Origin of the sequence: Streptomyces sp. NPDC048352, from assembly GCF_040651895.1 — a bacterium.
GTDB lineage: Bacteria > Actinomycetota > Actinomycetes > Streptomycetales > Streptomycetaceae > Streptomyces.
On record NZ_JBEZKZ010000078.1, the window covers coordinates 23,247 to 35,917 of the forward strand.

The 12,671-nt window shown below is 71.3% G+C and carries 10 protein-coding genes; all 10 read right to left on the reverse strand.

Going from position 1 to position 12,671, the window contains the following annotated elements; translation table 11 throughout:
* Window positions 1–154: 154 nt before the first annotated feature.
* A complete protein-coding gene (locus AB0D45_RS28995; RefSeq protein ID WP_007263454.1) occupies window positions 155–490 on the reverse strand; it encodes an RNA polymerase-binding protein RbpA in 336 nt (111 codons plus the stop codon).
* A 179-nt stretch (window positions 491–669) separates the two neighbouring features.
* Window positions 670–903 carry a preprotein translocase subunit SecG gene (gene secG, locus AB0D45_RS29000; RefSeq protein WP_361608522.1) on the reverse strand — a complete coding sequence of 78 codons (234 nt, stop codon included), beginning with the start codon at window positions 901–903 and terminating at the stop codon, window positions 670–672.
* A gap of 118 nt (window positions 904–1,021) precedes the next feature.
* Entirely contained in the window at window positions 1,022–1,798 is a 777-nt protein-coding gene (tpiA, locus tag AB0D45_RS29005) for a triose-phosphate isomerase (RefSeq protein ID WP_362464413.1), read from the reverse strand.
* Between the two features lie 15 nt (window positions 1,799–1,813).
* Window positions 1,814–3,025 carry a phosphoglycerate kinase gene (locus tag AB0D45_RS29010; RefSeq protein ID WP_361608517.1) on the reverse strand — a complete coding sequence of 404 codons (1,212 nt, stop codon included), beginning with the start codon at window positions 3,023–3,025 and terminating at the stop codon, window positions 1,814–1,816.
* 150 nt (window positions 3,026–3,175) lie between these two features.
* Window positions 3,176–4,180 (reverse strand): type I glyceraldehyde-3-phosphate dehydrogenase, encoded by a 1,005-nt coding sequence (gap, locus tag AB0D45_RS29015; RefSeq protein ID WP_361608515.1) that lies wholly within the window; start codon window positions 4,178–4,180, stop codon window positions 3,176–3,178.
* A gap of 232 nt (window positions 4,181–4,412) precedes the next feature.
* On the reverse strand, window positions 4,413–7,373 hold the full coding sequence (locus tag AB0D45_RS29020) for a M14 family zinc carboxypeptidase (protein WP_362464406.1): 2,961 nt from the start codon (window positions 7,371–7,373) through the stop codon (window positions 4,413–4,415).
* Window positions 7,374–7,525: 152 nt separating this feature from the next.
* Window positions 7,526–8,521: a DNA-binding protein WhiA gene (gene whiA / locus AB0D45_RS29025; protein ID WP_030237199.1), complete on the reverse strand. Its 996-nt coding sequence runs from the start codon at window positions 8,519–8,521 to the stop codon at window positions 7,526–7,528.
* Complete coding sequence (yvcK, locus tag AB0D45_RS29030; RefSeq protein WP_361608511.1) at window positions 8,512–9,567, reverse strand: uridine diphosphate-N-acetylglucosamine-binding protein YvcK; 1,056 nt, start codon at window positions 9,565–9,567, stop codon at window positions 8,512–8,514. Before yvcK ends, whiA begins: the two co-directional genes overlap by 10 nt.
* Window positions 9,564–10,559 (reverse strand): RNase adapter RapZ, encoded by a 996-nt coding sequence (rapZ, locus tag AB0D45_RS29035; protein WP_361608509.1) that lies wholly within the window; start codon window positions 10,557–10,559, stop codon window positions 9,564–9,566. Before rapZ ends, yvcK begins: the two co-directional genes overlap by 4 nt.
* The gene (gene uvrC / locus AB0D45_RS29040; RefSeq protein ID WP_361608507.1) at window positions 10,556–12,556 is read right to left on the reverse strand and encodes an excinuclease ABC subunit UvrC; all 2,001 of its coding nucleotides are present in this window, start codon (window positions 12,554–12,556) and stop codon (window positions 10,556–10,558) included. The genes rapZ and uvrC overlap by 4 nt, the downstream gene beginning before the upstream one ends.
* Between the last annotated feature and the right edge of the window lie 115 nt (window positions 12,557–12,671).

Below are 12,671 nucleotides of genomic sequence, written 5' to 3' on the forward strand. Positions count from 1 at the left end.
ACTTCTTCCGTCCTGTTGTGCCCCGCCACCGTCCAACCTAAGGGATCGGATGGGGGACAACGCACACAAAGGGGCCCGGCCCGCGGGATTCGCTTTCCCACGGGCCGGGCCCCCAGTCGCTCTCGAGTGCGGCCCCGCCGTCGTCCGCCGGGTGTCAGATCTCGCCGCGGAGCTTGGCCAGGGCCTCGGCGAGGATCGCCTCGCCGTCGGCGTCCGTGCGGCGCTCTCGGACGTACGCGAGGTGCGTCTTGTACGGCTCGGTGCGCGGCGGCGCGGGCGGGTTGTCCCGGTCCTGGCCGGCCGGGAACCCGCAGCGCGGGCAGTCCCAGGTGTCCGGCACCTGCGCGTCGCTGGCGAAGCTCGGCTGCGTCTCGTGCCCGTTCGAGCACCAGAAGGAGATGCGCAGGCGGGGCGCGGACTCACCGCGCTCGGCCTCGCCCATCGGCCCGGCTCCGACCCGACTTCCACGAATCGCGTTGCCACTTGCCACGGTCGTAACTCCCTGCGTGATGGTGCCGCGGAGCGTGAGGGGGTGCCCGCTGCGGGCGCCCCAGTCTACGTAAGGCCCAACGCGCGTCCAGCAACCGGAGTTACTCGCTCCAGCCGTGGACGCAGGACCTCATGATAGGCCGGACGGAACCGGCGGTACGGGCGGAATGGCCAGAACCGTCAGGCGGCGGTGGACTTCATGAGCAGGCCGAGCGCGACGATGCAGGCGAACCACAGCAGGCCGACGACGACCGTGATGCGGTCGAGGTTGCGCTCCGCCACGGAGGAGCCGCCGACCGAGGACTGCATGCCGCCGCCGAACATGTCGGAAAGGCCGCCGCCCTTGCCCTTGTGCATCAGCACGAGGAGCATCAGCAGAGCACTGAAGACGATCAGGGCGACCGAGAACCCCATAACCACGGCTGATTCCTACTTTCTGGGCTTTCTGCTGCTGGGAGGAAGCGGGGGCCGGCAGCTGCTCGCGCAGCCCCCGGCCCCCGCAAGGGTACGACGGATCGGCCCTACCGCATACTCACTGGTCGCGGAAGCGGACGATCTTGACGAACTCGTCCGGGTCCAGTGCCGCGCCGCCGATCAGCGCGCCGTCGACGTCCGGCTGGGCCATGATCGCGGCGATGTTGCCGGCCTTCACCGAGCCGCCGTACTGGATGCGGACCTTGTCGGCCAGCTCCTGGGAGTACAGCTCCGCGAGGCGGCCGCGGATCGCCCCGCAGACCTCCTGCGCGTCCTCGGGGGTGGCCACCTCGCCGGTGCCGATCGCCCAGACGGGCTCGTACGCGATCACGATGGACTCGACCTGCTCGGCCGGGACGTCCTTGAGACCGCCGTCGACCTGGGCGAGCGTGTGCGCGACCTGGTTGCCGGCCTTGCGGACGTCCAGGCCCTCGCCGACGCACAGGATCGGGGTGATCCCGTGGCGGTAGGCGGCCTTGACCTTGGCGTTGCAGAGCTCGTCGCTCTCGCCGTGGTACTGGCGGCGCTCGCTGTGGCCGACGGCGACGAAGGCGCAGTTCAGCTTCGCCAGCATCGGGCCGGAGATCTCGCCGGTGTACGCGCCGGAGTCGTGCGCCGAGATGTCCTGGGCGCCGTACTTGATCTTCAGCTTGTCGCCGTCCACCAGGGTCTGGACCGAGCGGAGGTCGGTGAAGGGCGGGAGCACCGCGACGTCGACGGCGTCGTAGTCCTTGTCGGCGAGCGCGAAGGCGAGCTTCTGCACGTGGGCGATGGCCTCGAGGTGGTTGAGGTTCATCTTCCAGTTGCCCGCCATCAGCGGGGTGCGGCCGTTCACAGGGGTCATGGGGGTTCAGCCCTCCAGGGCGGCGAGGCCGGGGAGCGTCTTGCCCTCGAGGTATTCGAGGCTGGCGCCACCACCGGTGGAAATGTGACCGAAGGCGTTCTCGTCGAAGCCGAGGATGCGGACCGCGGCGGCGCTGTCGCCACCGCCGACCACGGTGAAGGCGCTGCTGTCGACGAGCGCCTGCGCGATGGCGGTGGTGCCGCCCGCGTAGTCGGGGTGCTCGAAGACGCCCACCGGACCGTTCCAGAAGACGGTCTCGGCATCGGCGATCTTCGAAGCGTACAGCTCACGCGTCTTGGGGCCGATGTCCAGGCCCTCCTTGTCCGCGGGGATCCCGTCCGCGGGGACGGTGATGAACTCGGCCGGGGTCTTGCCCTTGAGGTCGGGGAAGTCCGAGGAGGCCAGGATGTCGACGGGGAGGACCAGCTCGACACCGTTCTTCTCGGCGCGCTCCATGTACTCCGTGACCTTGGGCAGCTGGTCTTCCTGGAGCAGGGAGATGCCGACCTCGTAGCCCTTGGCCTTGAGGAAGGTGTAGGCCATGCCGCCGCCGATGAGGATGCGGTCGGCCTTGCCGAGCAGCTCGTCGATGACGGCGAGCTTGTCGGAGACCTTGGCGCCGCCGAGGACGACCACGTAGGGGCGCCGGACGTCCGCGGTCAGCTTCTGCAGGACGCCGACCTCGGTGGCGATGAGGTAGCCGGCCGCGTGCGGGAGGCGCGCGGGCAGGTCGAAGACCGAGGCGTGCTTGCGGTGGACGGCGCCGAAGCCGTCGCCGACGTAGACGTCGGCCAGCTCGGCGAGCTGGTCAGCGAAGGCGGCGCGCTCGGCGTCGTCCTTCGAGGTCTCACCGGCGTTGAAGCGCAGGTTCTCGATGACGGCGACCTGTCCGTCGGCGAGGGCCGCGACGGTCTCCTTGGCGGAGGCGCCGACGGTGTCGGTGGCGAAGGCCACCTCCGCGCCGAGCAGCTTGCCGAGCCGCTGGGCGGCCGGGGCCAGCGAGAAGGCCGGGTCCGGGGCGCCCTTGGGGCGGCCGAGGTGCGAGGCGACGACCACGCGGGCGCCGGCCTCGGCCAGCTTCGCGATGGTCGGCTGGACGGCGCGGATGCGGCCGTCGTCGGTGATCTCACCGTTCGACAGCGGCACGTTGAGGTCGGCGCGGACGAAGACCCGCTTGCCGGCGACGCCCTCGGCGAGCAGTTCGTCGATCGTCTTCATGTGTTTCCTACTCCTTGGGAGACCTTCGCCCGGAGGGCGAGGACGGGAGGGCCAGGCAAGCAACAGGGCCCGGACGGCGCCTCATCGCGCCGAGCGGACCCTGTGCTCACATCGTGGTGCCTTGCCCTACGCTTTTAAGAGCTGACGGTCTTAGAGCTGACCGCCGACGAAGACGGTGAGGTCGACGAGTCGGTTGGAGTAGCCCCACTCGTTGTCGTACCAGCCGACGACCTTGACCTGCTTGCCCTGGACCATGGTCAGGGAGGAGTCGAAGGTGCAGGAGGCCGGCCAGTTCACGATGTCGGAGGAGACGATCGCGTCCTCGGTGTAGTCGAGGATGCCCTTGAGCTGGCCCTCCGCGGCCTTCTGGAAGGCGGCGTTGATCTCGTCCTTGGTGACCTCGCGGTCGAGCTCGAGGACGAGGTCGGTGACCGATCCGGTCGGGACCGGGACGCGCATGGCGATGCCGTCGAGCTTGCCCTTGAGCTGCGGCAGGACCAGCGCGGTGGCCTTGGCGGCACCGGTGGAGGTCGGGATGATGTTCTCGGCGGCGGCGCGGGCGCGGCGCAGGTCCGAGTGCGGGAAGTCCAGGATGCGCTGGTCGTTGGTGTAGGCGTGGACCGTCGTCATCATGCCCTTGACGATGCCGAAGTTCTCGTCGAGGACCTTGGCCATCGGCGCCACGCAGTTGGTGGTGCAGGAGGCGTTGGAGATCACGTGATGGCTGGCGGCGTCGTACTTGTCCTGGTTGACGCCCATCACGATGGTGATGTCCTCGTCCTTGGCCGGAGCCGAGATGAGGACCTTCTTCGCGCCGGCCGCGATGTGCTTGGCGGCGTCGGCCTTCTTCGTGAAGATGCCGGTCGACTCGATGACGATGTCGGCGCCCAGTTCGCCCCAGGGGAGGTTCGCGGGGTCGCGCTCGGCGAAGGTCTTGAAGGTCTTGCCGTCCACCGTGATGGTGTCGTCGGTGTGGGAGACCTCGGCCTTGAGGCGGCCCAGAATGGTGTCGTACTTGAGCAGGTGCACCAGGGTGGCGTTGTCCGTCAGGTCGTTGACACCGACGATCTCGATGTCCGCTCCCTGCTCGAGAAGAGCCCGGAAGTAGTTACGGCCAATTCGGCCAAAACCATTGATGCCTACGCGGATCGTCACGAACCGATCTCCTCGTTGGTGCGCCGGCCTGTCCCGCCGGCGAGCTGTATGGGATGTCCCCGACCGCTTACGACCCTACCTCTCTGTGAGCTTCCGAGTGACATCGGCCGGGGCCTGACACTCCCCCTACCCCGCGGGGGACGCCCCCGAAGCCCTGTACCAGTTGCTCTTGTACGGAACCCCGGGGGCCCGGGCCCCCGTCACCCTGTGTGAGCGGCGACGGGGTGGTGGATCAGCGGTCCAGGGAACGGAGCGCCTTGCCGACGATTACGGCGCGGTCCGCCGCGGCCGGCACGTGTTCCAGCCCGAAACCGAGGAGGACCGTGTCACGCGTAGTGACCGCCGCGTAGGACTTGAACAGCTCGCCGGTCCTGGACCAATCCCCCGGGACGTCCGGGCTTCCGGCGGGCGAGGCCTGCGCGGTCCACGCCCCGAGGGAGGTCTCGAAGCCCTCGGCGGGCTGGTCGGCGCCGCCGACGGACACCCGCGCCTCGTCGGCGAAGACGCCGCGGCCGCCCGAGCCGGGGTCGGTGATGTAGGAGAGGGACACCTCGACCGTCTTGCCGGCGTAGGCGCTCAGGTCGAAGGCGACCTGCTTCCAGCCGCCGGAGGAGCCGGTGAAGCTGTTCCACGCTCCGCTGGTGCCGGCCGCGGTGCAGCCGCCGGCGTCCACGGTGAGGTAGCGGCGCAGGAACGGGTGGCCGTTGACGAAGAAGCCGGCTCCGCACTCCGCCGGGACTGTGGCGGACGTCAGCCCGCTCGCTTCCGGAAGTGTGGTCCAGTCGTCCCCGCCGGCCGTACGGGCCTCCAGGACCGCGTGGTCGTAGCCCTCCTCGATGTTCCAGTTGAGGGCGGCCTTCAACCGCGGCGCGTCGGCGGCGGTCACCCGGGTGAGGTCGATGGTCCGCGTGAGGCGCTTCCAGTCGTCGTCGTCATGGGCGGCCGCGGCCATGCCGGTGCCCGCGTACGGCGCGTACGGGTTCACGACTCCGGCGTACTGGCCCGCCCTCGCGCTCTTGAACTGCGGGAACTGCGCCGGCGGGAGGGCGTCGGAGGTGACGGTGTAGGCACCGGGGGCGTCGAGCGGGTTGCCGGCCGCGTCACCGAGGGAGCCCTTGGCGCCGGCCAGGGAGCCCGCGCCGGTGAACGCGGTCGCACCCTTGACCGAGGCCCGGCCGTAGGCGCCGAGGTAGTACTGGCTGAAGTCGTCCGTCAGTGCGCGGCCGACCTCGGCCCGGCCGCCCGCGAGCTCGCCGGCCTCGATCAGCCTGCCGCCCTCGTTGAGGAAGTCGCGGACCGCCAGCTGGGTCGGGCCGCCGGGAGCGCCGGCGCCGGTGTAGTGCACAGCGGTGCGGAAGTGCGAGAGCACCCCGAGGTGGTGCGGGACGCCCTGGGTGGCCACGTCCCACACCGCGGCCGGCTTCCCGGCGGCCCGCAGCGCGTCGACGTACTCCTGGGCGTGCTGCGCCTTCGCGCCCTCCTCCGCGATCACCAGGACGTCGGCGCGGGGGCGCTGCGCCACGGTGTAGGTGAAGTGCGCGCTGGAGACCTCCCTGCCGGAGCGGTCGCGGCCGGTGAACCACGCCTCGACCCTGTCGCCGGGCTTCGCGCCGTCCACCGTGGCCCGGTACTCGTCGTACCAGTTGTTGTCCTCGCCGCCGTAGACGTCGCCGCCCTTCCAGGCCCTCAGCCCGTCGTCGTGCGTCCGGCCGCCGTTGATGCGGAACTTCAGCTGCTTGTCGGCGAGCGCCTTGCGCGCGGTGACCGAGACGGTCTGGTCCTCGCCCCGCTCGGCGTAGGAGGTGGTGAACGGGTCGAGGGTGAAGTCCGCGGCGCTCGTGCCGACCGACGACTTCGGCTGGTCGGGGTGGGCGGCGCTCTCGCCGACCGACAGCGCGAAGGGGACGTTCTTGGCGAACTCCGCCTGGATGAGCTTCTCGTCGTCCGGGAAGTTGAAGCCGGAGCGGCAGTCCTCCGGCTTCCACCGGTCCTGGGGATCGGCGGCGGAGGCCGTCTGGCAGGTGGTCATCTCCGGCGTGAACATCATGACGCCGTTGGCGTTCGCCGCGTGGCCGTCCGCCTCGCCGTTGGTGGTGTACAGCTCGGAGGAGAGCTGCGGGTAGTAGCCGGGGACGGCGGGGTGCTCGGGAGTGCCGGCGAGCGCCCTGTAGGCGACGTCGTCGGGGGTCGGGGTGGCGACCTGCCAGCCCACTCCGTAGAGCAGCAGCTCCGAGGCGGAGTGGTAGTTGATGGCGTACGCGAAGCCGATGCGCTTCTCGAAGCCGTCGAGGGCGGCGGTCTCGGGCTCCGACGACGCCTTGGGGCCGCGGTAGGTCTCGCTCGACGGGTTCGGCGAGGAACCCTCGTTGTCGTAGCCCCACTTGTAGGCGAAGTTGCGGTTGAGGTCGACCCCGTCGACGGCGGTGATCTTGCCGTCGCCGTTGTTGTCGCGCATGTTCTTGCGCCACAGCCGGGCGTCGTCGGAGGTGAAGGTGTGGTCGTATCCGTCGGGGTTGGCGGAGAGCAGGAACCACAGCTCGGTGGAGTCGACGAGCCTGGTGATCCGCTGGTCCTTGCCGTAGTTGTCCAGGGTGTGGTGCATCAGCCGCCGGGTCATCTCGGGGGTGATCCACTCCCGGGCGTGCTGGTTGGACATGTAGAGCACGGACGGCTTGTCGCCGTCCCCGGTCCTCTTGGCGTCCTTGGTGACCTTGAGGGCGAGGATGTCCTTGCCCTGGACGGTCTTGCCGATGGAGACGACCTTGGTGAGCGCCGGGTTCTCCTGCGCGGTCCGCAGGATCTCCTCCTGGAGGCCGCCCTTGCCGCTGTACGGGCGGAAGACCCCGTCCCCCGCGGCCTTGGCGCGGGCCAGCCCCTGGGCGGAGATCCGGCGCTCGGCGAGGCGGACCCCCTGGGCGGCGAGTTCCTCCGCCTGCTCCCCGGTGAGGAAGAGCTCGACCCGGGCGGTCCCGGTCTGCGGGGCCCGCTCGGAGAGTTCGTGGGCGTCCTGGCCGGCGGCGAGGACGAGCGGGACCTGCTCGCGGGTGATGTCGGCGTCGTAGGCCCGTACCTCGTCGGCTCCGGATGCCGGGCCGGACGCGGGCTGGGCCTGGGCCGTGACGGGTAGTGCGGCCAGTGTGGTTCCCAAGACGAGTGCGCTTGCGGCGAGGATCGATCTCGCGCGGTGCCTCATGTGCCCCCCTGGGCGTCGTCTGCCACGAAAGCGTTCGGACGCCAGGCTCACGATCCGGCGATGCCCATGTCAACGGGACAAAGGGGAGCGGAACGGGCCCGCACCGGCTGGGGGTGCGGGCCCGGCCCGGCCTCGCGTCCGGGAGGTGCAGGTCAGCCGGCCATGTTGTCGGCCAGCTCCTCGCTGAGGTCCAGGTTCGATTCGGTGCCGGGGATTCCGAGGTCCTGGGCCCGCTTGTCGGCCATCGCCAGCAGCCGGCGGATCCGGCCCGCGACGGCGTCCTTGGTCAGCGGCGGGTCGGCGAGCGCGCCGAGCTCCTCCAGGGAGGCCTGCTTGTGCTCCATGCGCAGCCGGCCGGCCGCGGCGAGGTGTTCGGGGACCTCCTCGCCGAGGATCTCCAGCGCACGCTGGACCCGGGCTCCGGCGGCCACCGCGGCACGCGCCGAGCGGCGCAGGTTGGCGTCGTCGAAGTTGGCGAGGCGGTTGGCGGTGGCGCGCACCTCGCGCCGCATCCGCCGCTCCTCCCAGGCGAGCACCGACTCGTGGGCGCCCAGGCGGGTCAGCAGCGCGCCGATCGCGTCACCGTCGCGGACCACGACCCGGTCGACGCCGCGCACCTCGCGCGCCTTGGCGGCGATGGAGAGCCTGCGGGCGGCGCCCACCAGGGCCAGGGCGGCCTCCGGGCCGGGGCAGGTGACCTCCAGGGAGGAGGACCGGCCCGGCTCGGTGAGGGAGCCGTGGGCCAGGAAGGCACCGCGCCAGGCCGCCTCCGCGTCACAGGTGGCCCCGGAGACCACCTGCGGGGGGAGGCCCCGGATGGGACGGCCGCGGCCGTCCACCAGGCCCGTCTGGCGTGCCAGCTGGTCCCCGCCCGCCACGACGCGTACGACGAACCGGCTGCCGCGGCGCAGTCCGCCCGGGGCCATCACCACCAGGTCGGAGGAGTGCCCGAAGATCTCCAGGATGTCCTTGCGCAGCCGCCGGGCCGCGATCCCGGTATCCAGCTCCGCCTCGATGACGATACGGCCGCTCACCAGGTGCAGGCCGCCCGCGAACCGAAGGATCGCCGAGACCTCCGCCTTCCTGCAGCAGGTCCGGGTGACGGGGAGGCGTGAGATCTCATCCTTCACCGCGGGCGTCATCGCCATGGGCCGATCCTTCCATGCATCCGAAAAATACGGTCGTACGCGGCGGCCAGCAGCTCCGGATCGTGCTTCGGAGAGCCGTCCTGCCTGGCCACGGGCGCCAGCTCGACCGCGGCACCGAACCGTTTGGCGGCATCGGCGAGGGACTCGCGGTCGGGCACGGCGGCCTCGTCGGCCAGCACCACGTCCAGGGCGAGTTTAGGGGCGTGTCGGGCCAAAACCTCCAAATGACGCTGCGGAGAGAAGCCCTCGGTTTCGCCGGGCTGCGGTGCCAGGTTCAGCGACAGGACCCGCCGGGCCTTGGTCTGGACCAGCGCGTCCAGCAGCTCGGGCACCAGCAGGTGCGGGATCACGGAGGAGAACCAGGACCCCGGGCCGAGCACCACCCAGTCGGCGTCGAGCACGGCGGCGACGGCCTCCGGCACGGCCGGCGGGTCGGCGGGCACGACCTGCACGGAGAGCACCTCGCCCGGGGTGAGGGCCACCGTGGCCTGCCCCCGGACGGTGTCGACGTCGTCCGGGCGCGCCGGGTCGTGCCCCTTGACCAGGGCCTGGAGCTCCAGCGGCACCGCCGACATCGGCAGCACCCGGCCCTGCGCGCCCAGCAGCCGGCCGACCAGGTCGAGGGCCTGGACGGGGTCGCCGAGCTGCTCCCACAGGGCGACGATCAGCAGGTTGCCGACGGCGTGCCCGTGCAGGTCGCCCTCGGACTGGAAGCGGTGCTGGATGACGCGGGCCCAGGTCTGGCCCCAGTCGTCGTCGCCGCACAGCGCGGCCAGCGCCTTGCGCAGGTCGCCGGGGGGCAGCACGCCGAGCTCCTCCCGGAGCCGTCCGCTGGAGCCGCCGTCGTCGGCGACGGTGACCACGGCGGTGAGGTCACCGGTGATCCGGCGGAGGGCGGCGAGTGAGGCCGACAGGCCCTGGCCGCCACCGAGCGCGACCACCTTGGGCGTGGCGCCCCTCCGGCGGCCGGAGCGGCCCGCCCCTTCCTCTCCCCGTCCCGGGGTGAGGCGGCGCAGGCGGCTCAGCCGCGGGGTCCGTCCGGTCACTCGCGCCCCATGTCCCGGTGGACGACGACGGTCTCGACTCCCTCGGAGGCGAGGCGGGCGGCGAGCTTCTCGGACATGGCCACGCTGCGGTGCTTGCCGCCGGTGCAGCCGACCGCGATGGTCACGTACCGCTTGCCCTCGCGGCGGTAGCCGGCGGCGATGAGCTGGAGCAGCTCGGTGTACCGGTCGAGGAACTCCTTGGAGCCGGGCTGGCTGAAGACGTAGCCCGACACCTCCTCGTTGAGCCCGGTGAAGGGGCGCAGCTCGGGGACCCAGTGCGGGTTGGGGATGAAACGGCAGTCGACGACGAGGTCGGCGTCGACGGGCAGGCCGTACTTGTAGCCGAAGGACATGACGGTGGCCCGCAGCTCGGGCTCCTCGTCGCCCGCGAACTGGGCGTCCATCTTGGCGCGCAGCTCGTGGACGTTCAGGCTGGAGGTGTCGATGACCAGGTCGGCGTCGCCGCGCAGCTCGCGCAGCAGGTCGCGCTCGGCGGCGATGCCGTCGACGATGCGGCCGTCGCCCTGGAGGGGGTGCGGGCGGCGCACCGACTCGAAGCGGCGGACCAGCGCGTCGTCGGAGGACTCGAGGAAGACGATGCGCCGGGTGACGCCGCGGGCCTCCAGGTCGGCGAGGGACTCGCGCAGGGCGTCGAAGAACTGCCGGCCGCGGACGTCGACGACGACGGCGATCCGCGCGACGTTGCCCTGGGAGCGGGCGCCGAGCTCCACCATGGTGGGGATCAGCGCGGGCGGCAGGTTGTCGACGACGAACCAGCCGAGGTCCTCCAGACACTTGGCCGCCGTACTGCGGCCGGCTCCGGACATCCCGGAGATGATCACCAGCTCGGGGATGGCCGCCTCGGCGTTGTCGCCGGGCTCCAGGGTCGTGCCCGTACTCACCTGTGCTCCGTCTCGGTCGTGCTCGGTCGTGTGCCCGGCCGTGCTGTCGGCCGTGCGCTCGGTCGTCTGTGCGGTCTCGTGCTCGGTCATGGCGCGGTCCCCCGTTCGGACGATGTCTCCGCAGGTGCGGAGGGTTCGTCCTCAATGATCTCTCCTGTCGCCGTGTTGACGGCAGGACCGGCGGGAGCCGCCCCGGCGAGGGCGGCGGCCACCGTCTCCGCCGTCTTGCGGCCTATGCCGGGGACCTCGCAGATCTGGTCGATTGTCGCCTGTCTCAGCTTCTTCACCGAACCGAAGTGCTTCAGGAGGGCCAGCTTGCGGCTCTCGCCGAGGCCGGCGACGTCGTCCAGCGGGCTCGTCCTCAGCCGCTTGCCGCGCTTGTTGCGCTGGTACTGGATGGCGAACCGGTGGGCTTCGTCACGTACCCGCTGGAGCAGGTAGAGGCCCTCGCTGGTGCGGGGCAGCACGACGGGGTCGTCCTCGCCCGGCAGCCAGACCTCCTCCAGCCGCTTGGCGAGCCCGCAGACCGCCACGTCGTCGACCCCGAGCTCTTCCAGGGCCCGCTTGGCCGCCGCCACCTGGGGCTGCCCGCCGTCCACGACGACGAGCTGCGGCGGGTACGCGAAGCGCTTGGGCCGGCCGTCGTCCTCGGGCTCGCCGTCCTCCGGGGACCACTCCCCCGTCGTGAGCTTCTCCTGGAGGTAGCGCCGGAAGCGCCGGGAGACGACCTCGTGCATGGACCGGACGTCGTCCTGCCCCTCGAAGCCCTTGATCTGGAACCTGCGGTACTCGCTCTTGCGGGGGAGCCCGTCCTCGAAGACGACCATGGAGGCCACGACGTCCTCGCCCTGGAGGTGCGAGATGTCGAAGCACTCGATGCGCAGCGGCGCGCCGTCCAGCTCCAGGGCCTCGGCGATCTCCTCCAGGGCCCGGGAGCGGGTGGTGAGGTCGCCGGCGCGCTTGGTCTTGTGCAGGGCGAGGGACTGCTGGGCGTTGCGGTGGACGGTCTCCATCAGGGCCTTCTTGTCGCCGCGCTGCGGGATGCGCAGGCTGACGCCGGAGCCGCGCCGGCCGGCGAGCCACTGGCTCAGGGCGGGCGTGTCCTCGGGGAGCGCCGGTACGAGGACCTCCTTGGGGACGGCCTCGCCCTTCTCCTCCCCGTACAGCTGCTGGAGGGCGTGCTCGACGAGCCCGGCGGTGTCCACGGCCTCGACCTTGTCGGTGACCCAGCCGCGCTGGCCGCGGACCCGGCCGCCGCGGACGTGGAAGATCTGCACGGCGGCCTCCAGCTCGTCCTCGGCGACCGCGATGAGGTCGGCGTCGGTGGCGTCGGCGAGCACGACGGCGTTCTTCTCCATCGCGCGGCGCAGGGCGCCTATGTCGTCGCGCAGCCGGGCGGCCTTCTCGTACTCCATCTCCTCGGCTGCCTCGTGCATCTGCTTCTCGAGCCGGGAGAGGTAGGTCCCGGTGCGGCCCGCCATGAAGTCGCAGAAGTCCTCGGCCAGTTCGCGGTGCTCCTCGGGGGTGACCCGGCCGACGCAGGGCGCGGAGCACTTGCCGATGTAGCCGAGCAGGCAGGGGCGGCCGATCTGCGCGGAGCGCTTGAACACGCCGGCGGAGCAGGTGCGCACCGGGAAGACGCGCAGCATCAGGTCGACGGTCTCGCGGATCGCCCAGGCGTGCCCGTACGGGCCGAAGTAGCGCACGCCCTTCTTCTTGGGGCCGCGCATGACCTGGACCCGGGGGTACTGCTCGTTCATCGTCACGGCGAGGGAGGGGTAGCTCTTGTCGTCCCGGTACTTGACGTTGAACCGGGGGTCGAACTCCTTGATCCAGGAGTACTCGAGCTGGAGCGCCTCGACCTCGGTGGACACGACGGTCCACTCGACGGAGGCGGCCGTGGTGACCATGGTGGCGGTACGGGGGTGCAGGTTGGCGAGGTCCTGGAAGTAGCTGGCCAGGCGCTGGCGCAGGCTCTTGGCCTTCCCGACGTAGATCACCCGGCGGTGGTCGTCGCGGAACCTGTAGACCCCCGGGGAGTCGGGAACCTGCCCGGGCGCGGGACGGTAGCTGGAAGGGTCGGCCATGCCAACCACCCTACTGGCGCCCACCGACAACCCCCCGCACCCCGCCCCGCCCGGAACGGGGCCCCGGAGGGACCCCCGGCGGGGCGGGGAGGGGACGGCCCCGCGGGGCCCGGCC

What these genes read in the sequence shown, in the direction of transcription:
- AB0D45_RS29020 (WP_362464406.1), bottom strand. Translation starts at nt 7,373, where the DNA reads ATGAGGCACCGCGCGAGATCGATCCTCGCCGCAAGCGCACTCGTCTTG.
- secG (WP_361608522.1), bottom strand. Translation starts at nt 903, where the DNA reads ATGGGGTTCTCGGTCGCCCTGATCGTCTTCAGTGCTCTGCTGATGCTC.
- whiA (WP_030237199.1), bottom strand. Translation starts at nt 8,521, where the DNA reads ATGGCGATGACGCCCGCGGTGAAGGATGAGATCTCACGCCTCCCCGTC.
- uvrC (WP_361608507.1), bottom strand. Translation starts at nt 12,556, where the DNA reads ATGGCCGACCCTTCCAGCTACCGTCCCGCGCCCGGGCAGGTTCCCGAC.
- rapZ (WP_361608509.1), bottom strand. Translation starts at nt 10,559, where the DNA reads ATGACCGAGCACGAGACCGCACAGACGACCGAGCGCACGGCCGACAGC.
- AB0D45_RS29010 (WP_361608517.1), bottom strand. Translation starts at nt 3,025, where the DNA reads ATGAAGACGATCGACGAACTGCTCGCCGAGGGCGTCGCCGGCAAGCGG.